General features: G+C 68.8%; 17 protein-coding genes and 1 pseudogene. 12 read left to right on the top strand and 6 right to left on the bottom strand.

Translation table 11 applies throughout. The annotated features are described in order from the left end of the window. The first annotated feature begins 70 nt into the window (after positions 1-70). The 5 genes from ctaC to G6N35_RS09025 all read left to right on the top strand — a co-directional run bounded on the left by ctaC (position 71) and on the right by G6N35_RS09025 (position 3980). Positions 71-1189 (top strand): aa3-type cytochrome oxidase subunit II, encoded by a 1119-nt coding sequence (gene ctaC, locus G6N35_RS09045; protein WP_407664609.1) that lies wholly within the window; start codon positions 71-73, stop codon positions 1187-1189. Positions 1190-1199: 10 nt separating this feature from the next. Beyond that, positions 1200-1619, top strand: coding sequence for a cytochrome c oxidase subunit 4 (locus G6N35_RS09040; RefSeq protein ID WP_163803947.1), 420 nt, complete (start codon positions 1200-1202; stop codon positions 1617-1619). 173 nt (positions 1620-1792) lie between these two features. After that, positions 1793-2638: an MmpS family transport accessory protein gene (locus G6N35_RS09035; protein WP_163803946.1), complete on the top strand. Its 846-nt coding sequence runs from the start codon at positions 1793-1795 to the stop codon at positions 2636-2638. Continuing rightward, entirely contained in the window at positions 2638-3348 is a 711-nt protein-coding gene (locus G6N35_RS09030; protein WP_163803945.1) for a DUF2561 family protein, read from the top strand. The genes G6N35_RS09035 and G6N35_RS09030 overlap by 1 nt, the downstream gene beginning before the upstream one ends. After that, on the top strand, positions 3345-3980 hold the full coding sequence (locus tag G6N35_RS09025) for a class I SAM-dependent methyltransferase (protein ID WP_163803944.1): 636 nt from the start codon (positions 3345-3347) through the stop codon (positions 3978-3980). Before G6N35_RS09030 ends, G6N35_RS09025 begins: the two co-directional genes overlap by 4 nt. Positions 3981-4044: 64 nt before the next feature. Here the strand turns inward: G6N35_RS09025 and qcrB are convergent, their stop codons facing one another. Genes qcrB through ctaE form a run of 4 tightly spaced genes read right to left on the bottom strand, consistent with a single transcriptional unit; the run spans position 4045 to position 8322 of the window. Beyond that, positions 4045-5703: a cytochrome bc1 complex cytochrome b subunit gene (gene qcrB / locus G6N35_RS09020; RefSeq protein WP_163803943.1), complete on the bottom strand. Its 1659-nt coding sequence runs from the start codon at positions 5701-5703 to the stop codon at positions 4045-4047. Beyond that, the gene (qcrA, locus tag G6N35_RS09015) at positions 5700-6860 is read right to left on the bottom strand and encodes a cytochrome bc1 complex Rieske iron-sulfur subunit (protein ID WP_163803942.1); all 1161 of its coding nucleotides are present in this window, start codon (positions 6858-6860) and stop codon (positions 5700-5702) included. The genes qcrB and qcrA overlap by 4 nt, the downstream gene beginning before the upstream one ends. Then, entirely contained in the window at positions 6857-7663 is an 807-nt protein-coding gene (gene qcrC, locus G6N35_RS09010) for a cytochrome bc1 complex diheme cytochrome c subunit (RefSeq protein ID WP_163803941.1), read from the bottom strand. The genes qcrA and qcrC overlap by 4 nt, the downstream gene beginning before the upstream one ends. A gap of 47 nt (positions 7664-7710) precedes the next feature. Beyond that, positions 7711-8322, bottom strand: coding sequence for an aa3-type cytochrome oxidase subunit III (ctaE, locus tag G6N35_RS09005; RefSeq protein WP_163803940.1), 612 nt, complete (start codon positions 8320-8322; stop codon positions 7711-7713). A gap of 112 nt (positions 8323-8434) precedes the next feature. Here ctaE and trpD point away from each other — a divergent pair, with 112 nt between their 5' ends. After that, positions 8435-9517 (top strand): anthranilate phosphoribosyltransferase, encoded by a 1083-nt coding sequence (trpD, locus tag G6N35_RS27260; protein ID WP_163803939.1) that lies wholly within the window; start codon positions 8435-8437, stop codon positions 9515-9517. Here the strand turns inward: trpD and G6N35_RS08995 are convergent. Further along, positions 9455-11266: pseudogene (locus G6N35_RS08995) on the bottom strand (DEDD exonuclease domain-containing protein); the annotation flags it as partial. The gene trpD and the pseudogene G6N35_RS08995 overlap by 63 nt on opposite strands. A 114-nt stretch (positions 11267-11380) precedes the next feature. On the opposite strand from G6N35_RS08995, the gene G6N35_RS08990 reads away from it, so the two are divergent. The 5 genes from G6N35_RS08990 to G6N35_RS08970 all read left to right on the top strand — a co-directional run bounded on the left by G6N35_RS08990 (position 11381) and on the right by G6N35_RS08970 (position 15609). Beyond that, positions 11381-11602, top strand: a complete 222-nt coding sequence (locus G6N35_RS08990; protein ID WP_163803938.1) for a hypothetical protein — start codon at positions 11381-11383, stop codon at positions 11600-11602. Between the two features lie 168 nt (positions 11603-11770). Further along, positions 11771-12907 (top strand): peptidoglycan hydrolase RipC, encoded by a 1137-nt coding sequence (gene ripC, locus G6N35_RS08985; RefSeq protein ID WP_246224258.1) that lies wholly within the window; start codon positions 11771-11773, stop codon positions 12905-12907. An 80-nt stretch (positions 12908-12987) separates the two neighbouring features. Further along, positions 12988-13779: a hypothetical protein gene (locus tag G6N35_RS08980; RefSeq protein ID WP_407664523.1), complete on the top strand. Its 792-nt coding sequence runs from the start codon at positions 12988-12990 to the stop codon at positions 13777-13779. Between the two features lie 11 nt (positions 13780-13790). Next, positions 13791-14939, top strand: coding sequence for a glycosyltransferase family 4 protein (locus G6N35_RS08975; protein ID WP_163803936.1), 1149 nt, complete (start codon positions 13791-13793; stop codon positions 14937-14939). Between the two features lie 10 nt (positions 14940-14949). Further along, the gene (locus tag G6N35_RS08970) at positions 14950-15609 is read left to right on the top strand and encodes a cutinase family protein (RefSeq protein WP_163803935.1); all 660 of its coding nucleotides are present in this window, start codon (positions 14950-14952) and stop codon (positions 15607-15609) included. Positions 15610-15625: 16 nt separating this feature from the next. On the opposite strand, the gene G6N35_RS08965 is transcribed toward G6N35_RS08970, so the two are convergent. Beyond that, positions 15626-17419 (bottom strand): AMP-dependent synthetase/ligase, encoded by a 1794-nt coding sequence (locus G6N35_RS08965; RefSeq protein ID WP_163803934.1) that lies wholly within the window; start codon positions 17417-17419, stop codon positions 15626-15628. A gap of 124 nt (positions 17420-17543) precedes the next feature. Here G6N35_RS08965 and G6N35_RS08960 point away from each other — a divergent pair, with 124 nt between their 5' ends. Next, positions 17544-17933 carry a polyketide cyclase / dehydrase and lipid transport gene (locus tag G6N35_RS08960; protein ID WP_163803933.1) on the top strand — a complete coding sequence of 130 codons (390 nt, stop codon included), beginning with the start codon at positions 17544-17546 and terminating at the stop codon, positions 17931-17933. Positions 17934-17939 lie beyond the last annotated feature (6 nt).

The raw sequence follows: 17939 nt of genomic DNA, 5'->3' as shown, positions 1-17939 counted from the left end.
CGAACGCGCCACAGGACGGAAATGGAGGTGTGTCGGGCTTGGTGTTCCCGCGTGGTCTACGCTGCGTAGTATTCGATTCGCGGAAAAGTTCCCGCGATCGCAAAAATGCGGTTCATTAGGGCCACGAGCAGGACCTGAAACAGGAGGCGCCAAAGTGAAGACCCGCGGTTCCCGGCTCCGTTCGGTGGCGCTGGCGGCCACCTTCGGTGTGCTGGCGCTGACGCTCAGCGGGTGCAGCTGGCAGGAAGCTCTCGGGCTCGGCTGGCCCAAGGGCATCACGCCGGAGGCGCATTCCATGCGTGAGCTCTGGGTGGGCTCGGTGATCGCCGCCCTCGTCGTCGGTGTGATCGTGTGGGCACTGACCTTCTGGACCATGGCCTTCCACCGCAAGAAGAAGGGCGACGACTCGCTGCCCCGCCAGTTCGGCTACAACATGCCGCTGGAGCTGGTGCTCACCGTCGTTCCGTTCCTGATCATCGCGGTGCTCTTCTACTTCACCGTCGTGGTGCAGGAGAAGGTGCTGCACCGGGATCCCAATCCCGAGGTCGTCGTCGACGTCACGGCCTTCCAGTGGAACTGGAAGTTCGGCTACCAGAAGGTGGCCTTCGCCGACGGGACGTTCAACTACGACGGTGCCGACCCGGCCCGCAAGGCCGCGATGGTGTCCAAGCCCGAGGGTGTCGACGCCCACGGCGAGGAGAAGGTCGGCGCCGTGCGCGGCCTGAACCCCGAAGACCGCACCTACCTCAACTTCGACAAGGTCGAGACGCTGGGCACCAGCGACGAGATCCCGGTGCTGGTCCTCCCGCAGGGCAAGCGCATCGAGTTCCAGGTCGCCTCGGCCGATGTCATCCACTCCTTCTGGGTGCCGGAGTTCCTGTTCAAGCGCGACGTCATGCCGGATCCGGAAGCCAACCACTCCGAGAACAAGTTCCAGGTCAGCGAGATCGACCAGACCGGTGCGTTCGTCGGGCGCTGCGCCGAGATGTGCGGCACCTACCACTCGATGATGAACTTCGAGGTCCGCGTGGTCTCGGCCAACGACTTCAAGGCGTACATGGACGCCCGCATCGCCGGCAAGACCAACGCCGAGGCGCTGCAGGCCATCAACCAGTCGCCGGTGGCGATCAGCACGCACCCCTTCGACACCCGTCGGGGCGAGCAGGTCATTCCGCAGGCGAGTAAGTAGGGGATCGCTCATGCATATCGAAGCCAGACTGTTCGAGATCCTGACCGCGTTCTTCGTCCTCGCCGCTGTGGTGTACGGGGTGTTGACCGCCCTGTTCCAGCACGGTGGCATCGAGTGGGCCGGCACCACTGCGCTGGTGCTGACCGCCGGTCTGTCGTTGATCATCGGAACGTTCTTCCGGTTCGTGGCCCGTCGCCTCGACACCCGGCCCGAGGACTACGAAGAGGCTGAAATCAGCGACGGCGCAGGGGAGTTGGGCTTCTTCTCGCCGCACTCCTGGTGGCCGATCCTGATCGCGCTGGCCTTCTCGACCACGGCTGTGGGCGCTGCCCTGTGGCTGCCGTGGCTGATCGCCGCCGGCGTCGTCCTGGTGCTCGGCGCGGTGTCCGGTCTGGTCTTCGAGTACTACATCGGGCCCGAGAAGCACTGACCAGTCGAAGGTCACAATCGGGGCGTCACTTGGCGCCCAACGGTGTGCTGCGACGCGCCCGGCCGACCCGGTTGGGTAGGGTTCTGCCAGGGCAACGCGATCCGTCAGCGCGCCGTGCGCCAGTCCTTGGTCCGCGTGCTGCGGTGATGTAGTCGAAAGAGGACAGGGCGAGGATGAGCGGGCCGAATCCGCCACATGATGAGCCGGGCGGTCAGCCCCTGGATCAACCGACCGAGGAATACCGCGAGAACACCAGCGGTACCGGTTTCCAGGCCTATTCCGCGCCGGAGTCCGAGCAGTGGACCGCCGGTCCCTACGTCGCACCCGATCCGCGGCTCTACGACTACGACAGCTACGACGCCGGCCCCGACGTGGTGGAGGACGCCGAGCCGCCCAAGTGGCCGTGGGTCGTCGGCGTCACGGCCATCATCGCGGCCATCGCCCTGGTCGTCTCGGTGTCGCTGCTGGTGACCAGCACCGACACCCAGGATCTCGCGACGCCCAAGACCACCACGACGGTCAGCCTGCCGCCGGTGCAGGACGAGATCACCACCACCGTGCCGCCACCGCCGCCGCCTCCGCCGCCCACGACGGAAGAGCCGCCACCGCCGCCGCCCGAGACGGTGACGGTGACCTCGGAGCCGCCACCCCCACCCCCACCCCCGCCCGCTACGACGGAGGCACCGCCACCTGTGACCACCACAACCGCTCCGCCGCCCCCGACGACGACCACCACGACGCCCGCCGGGCCGCGTCAGGTGACCTACAGCGTGACGGGCACCAAGGCACCCGGCGACATCATCACCGTCACCTATGTCGACGCCTCCGGGCGCCGCCGCACCCAGCGCAACGTCTACATCCCGTGGTCGCTGACCGTCACGCCGATCTCGCAGTCCGACGTGGGCTCGGTCCAGGCCTCCAGCCTGTTCCTGGTGAGCAGGCTGAACTGTTCCATCACCACCAGTGACGGAACGGTGCTGTCGTCCAACCAGAACAACTCCGCGCAGACAAGCTGCTGATGGCGCGCGATACGGAGTTCGCAGGGCCAGGGGCGACAGAGGACAACGGCCGCTCACCGGAGACGGTGGATCGCATCCTGGTCGGCATCTGCGGCGCCATCTGGCTGGTGCTGCTGGCGGTCACGGTCATCGCGATCGTCGCACTGGTGGATCTGGGCCGCGGCCACACCCTCGGCGGTGACGGCAAGCAGACACCGTGGGTGCTCTACAGCGTCATCGTGGTCTCGGCGCTGATCATCGTCGGCGCGATCCCGCTGCTGCTGCGCGCCCGCCACGCCGCACTGGCCGAGCCGGCCCCGCCGGCCGCGGCCAAACCTGCCGCAGCCACTCCATCGGCCGCCGCTTCGGCGTCTGGACGGCCCGTAGAGGCGCCGACGGAGAAGCTGAAGGTCTTCGGTGCGACCGTCGACCCCTACGAGCCGTATCAGCCGGCCTTCGCCCAGTCCTCGACCGCCCGCGCCGATCTGTTGATCCCACGCACCCAGCTGGACCGCCTCTGGCTGCGTGGCACCGTGACCCTGATGGGTGCCATCGGGCTGGCCCTGGTGGGGGTCTCACTGGCCACCTACCTGCTGGCCGTCGCCAGCGATACCGCCGCCTGGGTGGCACTGGGGCTGGCTGCCGTCGTGACCATCGCGATGCCGGTGATCCCGGTCTTCTATCTGCGCGAGCTCCGCAACGCCCTGGACGGGGCCGTGCCGGCTGCGTGACCCTGGACTGGGATCACAACGCGTTCTACCACCGGCGGGTGCTCGACGAGCTCCCGGTGCGGTGTGAGCGTGTCCTCGACCTGGGTTGTGGCGCAGGGGTTTTGGCCGCGAAGCTGGCAGGCAGAGCGGATCGGGTCGATGCGCTGGACCGGTCGCCGGTGATGATCGAGGCCGCGCGTCGGGTTGTCGGTGAGAACGTGACCTGTGTGCTGGCCGATATCGACGACTACGGGCTTGCCGAGGACACCTACGACGCCGTGGTCTCGGTGGCCGCACTGCACCATCTGCGCGCCGCACAGGTGCTGCCCCGGCTGGCTGCCGCCCTGCGCCCGGGTGGGGTGCTGGTCATCGTGGGGCTGCCGGCCCGCGACCTGGTGGGGGACTGGCTTACCGAGACAGCGTCGGTGGTGCTCAATCCGGTGGCCGGGGCGGTGTTCGCCGCGCTGCGCCGGCTGACCGGCCGGTCCTGGTTCGCCCACGACTCCACCCATGACCTCATGCCGGTCCAGGGCCATGCCCCGCTGACCACGCGGCAGCTGGGGCAGCTGGCCCACACGGTGCTACCGGGTTCGTCGATCCGGCGTCTGCTGTTCTGGCGCTACTTGCTGGTCTGGCACAAGCCACCGGGGTAGGGGGCGGGCCCGGAAACGCCGAAACCCCGGGCCACGAAGACCCGGGGTTTCGACTGTCGAACTGTTAGTGGTGGCCGCTGCCGTTGGAGCCGTTGCTGCCGTTGGTGGCGCCGGACTCCTCGTCCTGCCACTCGCGCAGCGCGGTCAGCGCCTTGTGCTCGGTCGCATGCGCGGCCTCGTTGAGCGCGGCATCCTCGGAAGCCGGATCGGCCGAGAGGAAGCTGCCACGACCCGGTGCACCACCGGAGCCCAGCTTGTTCATCCGCTTGGGCAGTGCTGCCCCCTGGTACTCCAGCGGGATCGGGTGACCGTGGTCGTCGACTGGGCCCAGCGGCTGATGCAGCTCGATGTAGGCACCATGCGGCAGCCGCTTGATGATGCCGGTCTCGATGCCGTGCTCCAGCACGTCGCGGTCGCTGCGCTGCAGGCCGACGGCCCACCGGTAGGCGATGAAGAACACGATCGGCGGCAACACCACCATGCCGATGCGGCCGATCCACGTCGTCGCGTTCAGCGAGATGTGGAACTTCAGCGCGATGATGTCGTTCATGCAGGCATAGGTCAGCAGCATGTAGAACGAGATCGCCATCGCGCCGATGGCCGTACGGACCGGTGCGTCACGCGGACGCTGCAGCAGGTTGTGGTGCGCGTCGTCCCCGGTGAACTTCTTCTCCAGGAACGGCCAGACCATCAGCAGGATGAACACCAGGCCCATGCCCAGCGCGATCCACACCGGCTGCGGGATGGTGTGGTGGCCGATGTAGATCTCCCATGGCGGGAACAGACGGATCAGGCCGTCGGTCCACATCATGTAGAAGTCCGGCTGGCTACCCGCGGACACCTGGGACGGCTTGTAGGGGCCGAGCTGCCAGATCGGGTTGATCTGCAGCAGACCGCCCATCAGACCGAGGATGCCGAGCACCATCGCGAAGAAGGCACCCGACTTCACGGCGAACACCGGCATCACCCGGACGCCGACGACGTTCTTCTCGGTGCGGCCGGGGCCGGGGAACTGGGTGTGCTTCTGGAACCACACCAGCGCCAGGTGCATACCGATGAGCGCCAGGATGATTCCCGGGATCAGCAGGATGTGCAGCGCATAGATGCGGGGGATGAAGATGTTGCCCGGGAAGTCGCCGCCGAACAGTGCCCAGTGCATCCAGGTGCCGACGACCGGGATACCCATCGTGATGCCCGAGAGTGCGGCGCGGACGCCGGTGCCCGAGAGCAGGTCGTCGGGCAGCGAGTAGCCGAAGAAGCCTTCGAACATGGCCAGGATCAGCAGCAGCGAACCGATGACCCAGTTGGCCTCACGCGGCCGGCGGAAGGCGCCGGTGAAGAAGATGCGGGCCAGGTGGACCATGATCGCCGCGGCGAACATCAGGGCCGCCCAGTGGTGGACCTGCCGGACGAACAGGCCGCCGCGCACCTCGAAGCTGATGTCCAGGGCCGTTTCGTAGGCCCGCGACATCTGCACACCGCGCAGTGGCTGGTACACGCCGTTATAGGTGACCTCGGCCATCGACGGATCGAAGAACAGGGTCAGATACACACCGGTGAGCAGCAGGACGATGAACGCGTACATCGCGATCTCACCCAGCAGGAACGACCAGTGCGTGGGGAAGACCTTGTTCAGCTGACGCCGAACCGCGGCCGACGGGTGATAGCGGGAGTCGATGGCATCGCCTTGGGTGGCGAGGCGATCAGCGATCTTGGAACTCATGATGTGCGCTCCCAGAATGCGGGTCCGACAGGTTCGATGAAGTCGCCGTTGGCGACCAGGTAGCCGTCCTTGTCAATCGTGATCGGCAACTGCGCCAGCGCCCGGGCGGCCGGACCGAAGATCGGCCGCGCGAAATGCAGTGCGTCGAACTGAGATTGGTGGCACGGGCACAGGATGCGGTAGGTCTGCTGCTCGTACAGCGAGGACGGGCAGCCCAGGTGCGAGCAGACCTTGGTGTAGGCGAACAGGTCACCGAAGTTGAAGCTCTCCTGGCCCTGGCGCTTGACCACCCGCGGCATGTCGACCGGCTTGATGCGGATCAGCATCACCGGGTTGCGCACGCCGAGCGCGATCTCGCCGAGCTTCTCATGCGACTCGACCGTGGTGCCGTCACCGTCGGACTCCCGCCACGGGAAGACCGTCTCCATGCCGCCGGCGTCGATGTCCTCCGGGCGCATCTTGACGAACGGCGACTCGCCCGGCAGGCCGGTGGCGCGGGCCAGGTAGATGGTCTCGCCCTTGAAACGGGGAGTCCACCCGGAGGTCCACAGCACCGCCTTCTTGCCTTCGGCGGTGGGCACGACCGGCTTCCACGGGTTCTTGATCAGGCCGCCGATGAAGGCCACCGCCGTGCCGACGCCGAAGGCGCCGAGGCCGATACCCAGCGAGAGCCCGATCATCTTGCGGCGCTTGATCGTCGAGCCCTCGAGCGCGTCGGTGAGGTTGGCCGCGACCGTCTTGCGGTCGAGTTCGGACGACGCCCCGTCGTGGCGGTCCTGGACGGAGATCTCCTGCGGGATGAACCGCTTCTGGAAGAGCACCGCGCCGATACCGATCGCCAGGATCGACAGGCCGAAGGTCAGGCCGTACAGCGGGGTCGCCAGGGTGTAGAGGAAGTTGCCCTTGGCACCGTCCGGCTTGTACTCCCACGGCCAGAACAAGAAGATCAGCAGCAGTGCCAGGCCGGACACGCCACCGAGCAGCAGCCAGAACGCCACCAGGCGCTCGGCGCGCTTCTCGGCGCGGGTGCCCTCGACCGGCCAGCGCGGCTCCTTGAGGATGGTCTGGACGCCGTCGATGCGGCCACCGAGATCGACCAGCTCCTCGCGGGACATCTCCGCGAGCTGCTCGTCAGTCGGCTTCTGGATGTCGCTCATGCCCTCGCCCCGATCCACAGCGCCACACCGATTGCGGCGACCATGCCGATGATCCACATCGCCATACCTTCCGGCGCCGGCCCGAAACCGCCGAGGCCGTAGCCGCCGGGATTCGGTGTCTCCGTTGCCATCCGGACGTAGGCGACGATGTCCTTCTTCTCCTCCGGCGACAGCTGCCGGTCGGAGAACTTCGGCATGTTCTGCGGGCCGGTCAGCATCGCGGTGTAGATCTGGGCCGGCGTCGCCGCTTCGAGCTCCGGCGCGTACTTACCGGAGGACAGCGCGCCGCCCTTGCCGGTGAAGTTGTGGCAGGACGCGCAGTTCAGCCGGAACAGGTCGCCACCGCGGGCGACGTCGCTGCCGAGCAGCGAGTGATCGGCCACCTGGCCGTTGGCGTCGCGGGGGACCAGCGGTCCGCCACCGTTGGCCTGGATGAAGGCGCCGAGGGCGTCGATCTGGTTCTCGTCGAACACCGGATCCTTGCGGGGCGCCTGCGCCTCGCCACGCATCGCCGGCATGCGGCCCGTCGAGACCTGGAAGTACACCGCCGCCTCGCCGACACCGATCAGGCTGGGCCCGCGGCCGTCGACACCCTGCAGGTTGGCGCCGTGGCAGGTGATGCACGCCGTGTCGTAGAGCTGCTGACCGGTGCGCAGCAGCGCCGACTGCGATTCGTCGGCGACCGCGACCTGCGGGGTGGGAGTCAGTGTGGCGGCCAGACCGCCGGCCAGACCCAGTCCGGCCAGCAGCAGAACGGCGCCGGTCAGGCGACGACGCAGTCGGCGGCGCGACTTGTCGCTCATGCCGGATCCGAGCCGCCCCGTTTTCTTGAGCATCGAACCCCTTCTCATCAACGGATGAAGTAGATGGTCGCGAACAGCGCGATCCACACGATGTCGACGAAGTGCCAGTAGTAGGACACGACGATCGCCGCAGTGGCCTGCGCCGGGGTGAACTTGCTCATCCGGGTGCGCAGCAGCAGCAGCACGAACGCCACCAGACCGCCGATGACGTGCAGGCCGTGGAAGCCGGTAGCGAGGTAGAACACACTGCCGTAGGCGCTGCCCGGGATCGTGGTCCCGTGGGTCACCAGGTGGTAGTACTCGTAGCCCTGGCCGAGGACGAAGAAGATGCCCATCCCCAGCGTCAGGGTGTACCAGCGGCGCAGACCGAACACGTCACCGCGTTCGGCCGCGAACACACCCATCTGGCAGGTGAACGACGACGCGATCAGCACCAGCGTCACCGGAACCGCCTGATAGAGGTTCAGCTCGGTCGGTGGCGGCGGCCATACCCCGCCGGCCTGAGCACGGGCAGTGAAGTACATCGCGAACAGTCCAGCAAAGAACATCAGTTCACTGGAAAGCCACACGATAGTGCCAACACTGACCATGTTCGGCCGGTTCAGCGAATGTACGCGCGATGTGATCGCAGTTCCCGAAGTGCCAACAGCGCTCGTCACATGAAGAAGTATGACGCTTTGTAGTTGTCGAGGTACAGCCAGGGGCCGAATTAGTCATAACTGTCGTTGGTCGGCGCTGTGAAGTTCCCGGTCGGCATGCGAATATCGGCGCGTGACCCAGCCCGATTCGCACGCCTCGTCCGACGCCCCGATTTCGACATGGCCGCAGCTCCTGGGCCGATTGACGGCCGGGCAAGACCTCGTACCGGGGGAGGCGGGCTGGGCGATGGACCAGATCATGACCGGGGTCGCGACACCGGCTCAGATCGCGGCCTTCGGCGTGTCGATGAAGATGAAGCGCCCGACCGCCGCCGAGGTACGTGAGTTGGCCGACACCATGCTGGGCTACGCCCAACTGGTGCCGACCGACGTCATCGGCACCGACACCGTCGACATCGTCGGCACCGGCGGGGATCGCGCCAACACCGTCAACCTGTCCACGATGTCCTCGATCGTGGTCGCGGCGGCCGGGGTCCCGGTGGTCAAGCACGGCAACCGCGCCGCATCGTCGCGCAGCGGTGGCGCCGACATGCTCGAGGCGCTCGGGGTGCGGATCGATCTGGGCCCCGAGCAGGTGGCGCGCTGCGTGGCCGAGGTCGGCATCGGTTTCTGCTTCGCACCGGTGTTCCATCCGTCGCTGAAGTACGCCGGGGCGCCGCGCCGTGAGATCGGTGTGCCGACGGTCTTCAATCTGCTTGGCCCGCTGACGAATCCGGCCGGACCGCGGGCCGGGCTGGTGGGCTGCGCCTTCGCCGATCTCGCCGAGATCATGGCCGGGGTGTTCGCGGCGCGCCGGTGCAGCGTGCTGGTGGTGCACGGTGACGACGGCCTCGACGAGCTGACCACCACGACGACCAGCACGATCTGGCGGGTGCAGGCCGGGACGATCGACAAGCTCACGTTCGACCCGCTCGGCTTCGGCTTCCCGCGGGCCCGGATCGAGGAGCTGGTGGGCGGCGATGCCGAGTTCAACGCGGCCGAGGCGCGCAACGTGCTGGCCGGTGCCCAGGGGCCGGTGCGTGATGCGGTGATCCTCAATGCGGCGGGCGCGATGGTGGCCCACGCGGGGCTATCCAGCCACGCCGAATGGCTGCCGTCCTGGGAGGAGGGGCTGAGTCGGGCCGCCGAGGCGATCGACTCCGGGGCGGCCGAGCAGCTCCTCGCGCGTTGGGTGCGGTTCACCCAGCAGCTCTGAGTCCAGTCGCTGGGCCTGCTCGGCGGCCAGCCGGGCCGAGCGGGCGGTGGCAGCCCACCGCGACCAGGTGCCGGCCGAGCCGACGGGCGATGCCAATCCTGTTGTGGCGCTGACGATTCGGACGCCCGGGGCGGCGAGCCAGCGGGCTATCAGCGCGGTTTCCTCCACCAGCGCTCCGCCGAGTGGGGCGGGGCTGGGCAGGATCGTCTGGGCGCCGGCCTGCAGGGCCTCGACCACCGGCATCGGTGGTACCCGCCGGGGCGCCACCCCGGCGGCGGCCAGCTGTCCGTGCCGGACCACCACCAGCTGCCAGCCGCCCGCGCCATCGGGGGCGGCGGCCACCAGCTCCTCGACGGCGGCCAGCGCCCGCAGCCGCTGGCCGCGCCACAGTACGTCGACCGCCGCGGCGGTCTGATCGCGTAGCCGGGCCGCGCTCTCGAAGCGCGACCGGGCGGCCAGTTCGTCGACCCGGCCCACCGCGGCGGCCAGCGCGGTGTTGTCGAGCCCGTCGATGAGTGCCGCCGCCCGCCGCGGCGCGGCGGCGTAGTCGATGGCACCGATACCCCGGGGCGCCGGGCACGGCGAGACCTCACGCTCCGGACAGGCCGGGCCGTGCTCCCCGGTGCGGCCGATCCGCGAGGTGCAGGTGCGCACACCGGTGAACCGGGCGACCAGATCGGCGGTGTCCATGGCGTCGGCGCGGGAGCGGAACGGACCGATGGCGTGGCCGTGGCGCGGTTCGCGGACGACCGACAACCGCGGGAACGCCTCGTCGGTGAGCGCCACCCACCACCAGCGGTGTGGAAAGCGGGACCGGCGGTTGTAGGGCGGTGCGTGGGCGGCCAGCAGTCGCAGCTCGCGGACTCCCGCTTCCAAGGGGTGCGCACATTCGACGTGGTCGACCACGGTGGCCAGGCCGACCATTTCCTTGATGCGCCCGCGCGGGTCCGAGCCGTTGAAGTACTGGCCGACCCGGCGGCGCAGATCGGTGGCGGTGCCGATGTAGAGCACCTCGCCGCCGGGCCCGCGGAACAGGTACACCCCGGGCCGGTTGGGCAGCCGCTGGGCCAGCGACCGTTTGCTGCGTTGTGCGGTGGAGACGTTGGGCAGGTATCCGCGCAGATCGGCATAGGTGTGGATGCCCTGGTTGCCCACCCGCTCGATCAGCGCGTGCAGGACGTCCACGGTGGCCCGGGCATCGTCGAGGGCGCGGTGGGTGGGCCGGGTGGCCGAGCCGACGAGGGCGGCCAGCGTGGCCAGCCGGACGCTGGGCGCCTCTTCCCGGGTGAGCACCCGGCGGGCCAGTCGCACTGTGCACAGCACCGGCGGGCGCGGCCAGGTGATGCCGCACTGCTCGGCGGCCGACCGCAGGAACCCGATGTCGAAGCCGGCGTTGTGGGCGACCAGGACGGCGCCGCGGGCGAATTCCAGGAACATCGGCAGCACCGCGTGGATGGTCGGTGCGTCGTGGACCATCGCGGTGGTGATGCCGGTCAGTTGGACGATCTGGGGCGGGATGGTCCGCTGCGGGTCCACCAGGGTGGCGAACTCGCCGAGCACCTCGCCGCCACGAACCTTGACGGCGCCGATCTCGGTGATGGCGTCGCGGGAGCCGTCGGCCGAGGCGGTGGCCCGACCACCGGTGGTCTCCAGGTCGACGACGACGAAGGTGGTCTCACGCAGTGAGACATCGGCGGCCGGGTCCACGTCGGCGAAGCTCAGCTGAGCGTCGATGGGTGAGCCGGCCACAGCTGCAGACGGTAGGCACCGGCACCGACAGCTTCCGGCTGCCACTCCGCAGGCGGCCGAACTTGTCGGTGCGCCGGGTTAGCGTCCGGTCAAGCCGAAGAGAGGAGATCCGTCATGGGTACGGAGCCAGGCGATCCGGTCGTCATCGACTGCGACGACTGCGCGGTGCGCGGTCCGGGCTGCCGGGATTGCGTCGTCAGTGTTTTGCTGGGAGTTCCCGAGACTTTGCTCGACGATGAACGTGCGGCCCTCGAGGTGCTCGCCGAAGCGGGGTTGGCGCCCCGGTTGCGCCTGGTGCCGATCCACCGGCACGGAGGTTCGGGCCTGGCGAGCTGATCGCTGGTAGGTTGGCCGTCAGGTTGTGACTTGTGTGGCAGGCGTGACGTGGACGTGTGTTAAATCTTGATCTCGCGTTGGACAACGCCGATGCCATTTCGTAACCTATTCGAGACCTAAGGCAGCTCGATGCAGACGGCGTCGACGGCACTTAAAGGATGCGTTATCTTGAGTTTTGATCGCAGGTCCCTGGCGAAACGCGTTCTTCGACGCCATGTTGTGGGTGGGATCGCGGGTCTGGCAGTGTTCTCCGCCGTTATCTCCGGAACTGTGCACGCCGACCCCGCCGACGACGGCGTGGCAAAGCTCAACGAGCTGTCCCGTCAGGCTGAACAGCTGACCGAGTCCATGCATTCCGCTCAGCTTGATCTTGACAAGAAGCTGCAAGTGCAGGCCGCTGCCGAGAAGAAGCATGTCGACGACCTCGCCGCCGTCGATGCCGCCAAGGCTCAGCTGGCTACCTATCAGGTTTCTGTCGACAAGTTTGCTGCCGCCATGTACATGGGCGGCCGCACGGATGGTTTCAACGCCATCCTGACTGCCGAGTCGCCGCAGGGCCTGATCGACAAGATGGCCGTCCAGAAGGTGATGGCCACCGAGATGTCGGCGCAGATGCAGAACTATCGCCGCGTCTCCGACGAGTCCGCCAAGGCCGAGGCGGCCTCGGCGCAATCGGCCGCCGACGCCAAGACCGCCGCCGAACAGGCCGCCGCCGTGCGGGCCGACCTGCAGCGCAAGCAGTCGCAATTGCAGGTCCAGATCGCGATCGTGAAGTCGCGTTATCAGATGCTCACCCCGGAGCAGCGGACCGCGCTGGCCGCCCCCGGACCGCCTCCGCCGCCGGAGGTGCTGGCCGCGCCCGCACCCGATGCGCTGCCCCCGATCGACGCGCCCCCGCCGCCGCCGGAGGCCGCCGAGGTGGTCCCGATGGCCGCCGTGCCTGCCCCCAGCGAGGGTTCCGGTGAGGGCGCGATCGCCGTACAGGCCGCGCTGACCCGGATCGGTGACCCTTACGTGTGGGGCGGCTCGGGCCCCAACCAGTTCGACTGTTCGGGGCTGGTGATGTGGGCCTTCCAGCAGGCCGGCATCTTCCTGCCGCACTCCAGCCAGGCGCTGGCCGCCGGCGGACAACCGGTCTCGATGGACAACATCCAGCCCGGTGACGTCGTCAACTACTACTCCGACGCCTCGCACTCGGCGATCTACATCGGCGACGGCATGATGGTGCACGCGTCGACATTCGGCGTGCCGGTGCGGGTCGCCCCGGTGAACAACGCGCCGATCTACAACATCCGCCGGTACTGAAGCATCCGCCGGTACTGACCAACCGATCCGTTCGACGCTGGCTTCCGGTCAGCCTCGCCGCGCTGATCGCGACCACCGTCGTGATCGCCGCGTTCCTCCTCGACGCGCGCTCTGAACCCGCGCCGGGCAGCACCGCGTCGACCACCCCGACCGCTGCTCCGCTGGTCGTGGGGGACCATCGCACCGTCCGCCTGATCAGTCTCGGTGGCGAGCGCACCGATGCTCTGCTGACCCGGGTCGCCGCGGACATCGGTGCCGCCGTCACCGCCGTGGAGACCTTCTGGGGTACTGATTGGGAGCGCGAGATCGTCGTCATCGCCACCGACTCGCCGGCCCAGTTCGTCGCCGAGGCGGGACTTGATCCCGTCCGGAACTGGTCGGATATCGCCGCCGTCTCGGTCGCCGACAGCGTCGACCTGCAACACCGCAGTGCCACCGGGCAACGCATCGTGCTGGCCCCCGGCGCCTCGGCCATGAGCGAGGCATCCCTGCGAATCGTGTTGACACATGAGCTCTTTCACCTCGCCGCCCGCACCGGCACGGCGCTGGACGCACCACGCTGGCTGGTCGAGGGCGTCGCCGATTTCGTCGCCCGCCCGGCCGCCCCGTTACCGGCAGGCGCGGCCGCCGACCCGGCCCTGCCCACTGACACCGCCCTGGACGCCGCCGGGCCGGCCCGGGCCATGGGCTATGACCGGGCCTGGTGGTTCGCCCGGTTCGTCGCCGACACCTACGGCGTCGACGCGCTGCGCCGGCTCTACGTCGAGGCCTGCGGACCCGGCCACCCCGACTTCGCCACCGCGGTGCGCCGCGCCCTCGACACGGACCTCGCCGAGGTGCGTGCCCGCTGGGCGCAGTGGCTGAGCAGATAACGTGTGAGGCAATGACGCGGATCCTGCTGGTCACCAATGACTTTCCGCCGCGCCCCGGCGGCATCCAGTCCTATCTGGAACAGTTCGTCGGGCGGCTGGCCGCGACCGGACAGCATGAACTGTGGGTCTACGCCCCACGCTGGAAAGGCTGTCAGGAGTACGACGCCGCCGCCGGCTACCCGATCGTGCGACACCCAGGCACCCTGATGCTGCCCGAGCCCGGAGTCGAGCACCGGATGCGTGACCTGATCGCCGAGCACGCCATCGAGACGGTGTGGTTCGGGGCGGCCGCACCGCTGGCGCTGATGGCCAACCGGGCTCGCCGCGCGGGGGCCGCGCGCGTCGTGGCATGCACCCACGGTCACGAAGTGGGGTGGTCCATGCTGCCGGTCGCCCGCTCGGCCCTGCGGCGTATCGGCGACACCGCGGACGTGGTGACCTACGTCAGCGAGTACACCAGGGGCAGGTTCGCCTCGGCATTCGGGCCCAGGGCCAACCTGCAGCATCTGCCGCCGGGGGTGGACGCCGACCGGTTCCGGCCGGATCCCGCTGCCCGCGACGACCTGCGCGCGCGCTACCGGCTCGGGCAGCGGCCCACGGTGGTCTGCGTATCCCGGCTGGTCCCACGCAAGGGGCAGGACATGCTCATCACGGCGCTGCCCGACATCCGGCGCCGCGTCCCCGACGCCGCCCTGGTGATCGTCGGCGGCGGTCCGCACGCCGAGCAGTTGCACCGACTGGCCCGCGAGGCCGGGGTCGTCGACGATGTGGTGTTCACCGGCGGCGTGCCCAGCGCCGAGCTGCCCGCCCACTACGCCATGGCCGACGTCTTCGCCATGCCATGCCGGACCCGAGGTTACGGGCTCGATGTCGAAGGCCTGGGGATCGTCTTCCTGGAGGCCTCGGCCACCGGGGTGCCGGTGGTTGCCGGCAGCTCTGGCGGGGCGCCGGAGACCGTGCGCGACGGGGAGACCGGCCGCGTGGTGGACGGCCGCTCGCACGCGCAGATCGTCGAGGCCGTCAGTGCCATCCTCGCCGACCCGGCGCTGGCGGCCCGGATGGGGGAGGCCGGCCGACGGTGGGTGCGCGAGGACTGGTCATGGCAGGCCAAGACCGCCCGACTGTCCGAACTCATCAGTGGCGTCGCACCCGTCGTGTGACCATGTGGCGATGGATACGCCGTCGCTCCTGACGTCCCTGGCCGCAGCCGCTGTGGCCGCTGCCGCGGTGACCCTGATCCCGGCCGCTCCTGCCGCCGCCGATGACGGCTGCCCCGACGTCGAGGTCATCTTCGCCCGCGGCACCGGCGAACCGCCCGGGCCCGGCCGGGTGGGCCAGGCCTTCGCCGATGCGCTGGCCGGCCAGCTCGGCGGCCGATCGATGGGGGTCTACGGCGTCAACTATCCGGCCAGTCTGAACTTCCTGGCCGCGGCATCCGGCGCCGACGACGCGGCGGCGCGCATCGCCGACATGACGGTGCGCTGCCCGCAGACCCGGTTGGTACTCGGCGGCTTCTCCCAAGGGGCGGCGGCGGTCTCGATGCTGGCCGGGGTGCCGCCGGTCGGCGAACGCATCGGCAGCATCGGTTCGGCCGCCCCGCTGCCGCCGGATGCCGTCGGTCGGGTGGCCGCGGTCGCGGTGTTCGGCAATCCCGGCGCACGGTTCGGCAGCCCGCTGTCGAGCACCGGCGCCTTCGCGGGACGGGCCATCGACGTGTGTGTGCCGGGCGACCCGATCTGCTCGAACGGCCGCAACCGGTCCGCCCACAGCGCCTACGAACTGCCGCCGTACCCGCAGCAGGCGGCCGGCTTCGTCGCCGGCCTGCTCTGACGCGGCCGCTGGATTCCTACTTGGCGTAGATGGCGTCGATCTCGTCGGCGAACTTCTGCGCCACCACGTTGCGCTTGACCTTCAGCGTCGGGGTCAGCTCGCCGGTGAGCACGGTGAAGTCGCACGGCAGGATCCGGAACTTGCGGATCGACTCGGCATGGGAGACATGCTGATTGGCGTCCTTGACCGCGAGCTCGATCTCGGCCACCAGATCCGGATCCTCGCGCAGATCGCCGACCGAGGCGTCGGCCGACTTGCCGCGATGCTGCTTCCAGACCTCGAAGGACTCCGGATCGATGGCGATCAGCGCGCCGATGAACGGCTGGTTGTCCCCGACCGCCATCGCCTGGCTGATCAGCGGGTGCGCCCGCAGCGCATCCTCGAGCACCGCCGGTGCCACGTTCTTTCCGCCCGCGGTGACGATGATCTCCTTCTTCCGGCCGGTGATCGACAGGAAGCCCTCGGAGTCGATGCTGGCCAGGTCGCCGGTGTGGAACCAGCCGTCGACGATGGCCTCGCCGGTGGCCTTCTCGTTGTGCCAGTAGCCGCTGAACACCACGCCGCCCTTGACCAGCAACTCGCCGTCCTGCGCGATCCTCATGCTGTTGCCCGGCACCAGCTTGCCCACCGAGCCGACCTTGAGTTCGCCGATGCGGTTGACCGTGATGGCCGCGCTGGTCTCGGTGAGGCCGTAGCCCTCGTAGATCGACAGCCCGACACCGCGGTAGAAGTGCCCAAGGCGCTTGCCCAGCGGTGCACCGCCGGAGATCGCCGCCCGGCAGTCACCACCCAGGGCGGCCCGCAGCTTGCCGTACACCAACCGGTCGAACACCGCGTGCCCCAGCTTGAGCGCCACGGAGGGTGAGCCGGATTCCAGTGCCTCGCTGTAGGCGATCGCGGTCTTGGCGGCCAACGCGAAGATGCGGCCCTTGCCGCTGTCCTGGGCGTTCAATTCGGCTGTGTTGTAGACCTTTTCGAACACCCGGGGCACCGACACCACGATGGTGGGCTTGAACTGCTGCAACATGGGCACCAGGTTCTTGATATCGCTGGTGTAGCCCAGGGTCACCTTGTTGGCGAACGCCGTCATCGACAGTGCGCGGGCCAGCACGTGTGCCAGCGGCAGGAACACCAGCAGCCGCTCGTGCTGGCGCAGCAGGGTCGGGAAACACGTTGCCGCGCCGCGGGTCTCGTACAGCAGGTTGGAGTGGGTCAGCTGCACGCCCTTGGGCCGGCCGGTGGTGCCGGAGGTGTAGATCAGGGTGGCCGGGTTGTCGGAGCGCAGACCGTCGAGCCGCCGGGTCAGTTCGGCGCCGTCGACGGACGCGGCAGCCTCGGCCAGCTGATCGAGGGCGCCCCCGCCCTCGATCCGGAACGTCGTGCGCAGTGCCGGCAGTTCACCGCGCAACTCGTCGACCAGCTGTGCGTGGGCCTCGGTCTCGGTGAACGCCACCACCGCGCCGGAGTCCTCGAGTACCCAGCGGACCTGCTCGGCCGAGGAGGTCTCGTAGATCGGGACGGTGACGGCGCCGACCGACAGGATCGCGTAGTCCAGGATCACCCACTCGTAGCGGGTGGCCGACAGCAGTGCGACCCGGTCACCGGCCTGCACGCCGGAGGCGATCAATCCCAGCGCGGCCGAGCGGATCTGGCCGGCCACCTCGGCGCACGTCACGTCGGTCCAGGCGCCGTCGACCTGGCGTTGCAGGATCACATAGTCCGGGTCGTCTCGCTCGTGGTCGTAGACCGAGCTGACGACGTTGTCGTGCTCCGAAATGGTGAACGGCGCCGGAACGCTGTACTCACGCACATGAACCCCTCATGGAATCGCGCTTTGATGACGCCAGCCTAGTCACCCGTTCGTGCTCGCTGTGATCGTGTTCACCGGCCGGGCCACGACCGGCCGGTCCGCGGTGATATGTGAAGCTTGTCGCATGCACAGCATCCAGATCGCCGACGAGATGTTTGTCGCCGCGGACCCGGCGGCCGTCGGCCGGGCGGTGGGGGATCGAGCCAGCTGGCGGCGATGGTGGCCGGACCTTCGGTTGGAGGTCGTGGAGGACCGCGCCGACAAAGGCGTGCGCTGGACCGTCACCGGGCCGCTGACCGGGACCATGGAGATCTGGCTGGAGCCGGTGCTCGACGGTGTTCTGCTGCACTATTTCCTGCACGCCGAACCGACCGGGGTGGCGGCCTGGGAGCTGGCGAAGATGAATCTGCCGAAGCTGACCCATCAGCGTCGGGTGGCGGGCAAGCGGATGGCCTTCGAGGTCAAGGCCACGCTCGAGGCGAACCGTCCGGTGGGGGTCGCACCCCAGCGGTGATATCGG

Source organism: Mycolicibacterium anyangense, from assembly GCF_010731855.1.
Classification (GTDB): domain Bacteria; phylum Actinomycetota; class Actinomycetes; order Mycobacteriales; family Mycobacteriaceae; genus Mycobacterium; species Mycobacterium anyangense.
The sequence above is the reverse complement of the archived record's forward strand: the minus strand, read 5'-3'. Positions and strand labels throughout refer to the sequence as shown.

Excerpts from the sequence above, each read along its gene's own strand:
- G6N35_RS09040 (WP_163803947.1), top strand. The coding sequence starts at position 1,200 with ATGCATATCGAAGCCAGACTGTTCGAGATCCTGACCGCGTTCTTCGTC.
- G6N35_RS09035 (WP_163803946.1), top strand. The coding sequence starts at position 1,793 with ATGAGCGGGCCGAATCCGCCACATGATGAGCCGGGCGGTCAGCCCCTG.
- G6N35_RS09030 (WP_163803945.1), top strand. The coding sequence starts at position 2,638 with ATGGCGCGCGATACGGAGTTCGCAGGGCCAGGGGCGACAGAGGACAAC.
- qcrB (WP_163803943.1), bottom strand. The coding sequence starts at position 5,703 with ATGAGTTCCAAGATCGCTGATCGCCTCGCCACCCAAGGCGATGCCATC.
- qcrA (WP_163803942.1), bottom strand. The coding sequence starts at position 6,860 with ATGAGCGACATCCAGAAGCCGACTGACGAGCAGCTCGCGGAGATGTCC.
- qcrC (WP_163803941.1), bottom strand. The coding sequence starts at position 7,663 with ATGAGCGACAAGTCGCGCCGCCGACTGCGTCGTCGCCTGACCGGCGCC.
- G6N35_RS08990 (WP_163803938.1), top strand. The coding sequence starts at position 11,381 with ATGGGTACGGAGCCAGGCGATCCGGTCGTCATCGACTGCGACGACTGC.
- G6N35_RS08975 (WP_163803936.1), top strand. The coding sequence starts at position 13,791 with ATGACGCGGATCCTGCTGGTCACCAATGACTTTCCGCCGCGCCCCGGC.
- G6N35_RS08970 (WP_163803935.1), top strand. The coding sequence starts at position 14,950 with ATGGATACGCCGTCGCTCCTGACGTCCCTGGCCGCAGCCGCTGTGGCC.
- G6N35_RS08960 (WP_163803933.1), top strand. The coding sequence starts at position 17,544 with ATGCACAGCATCCAGATCGCCGACGAGATGTTTGTCGCCGCGGACCCG.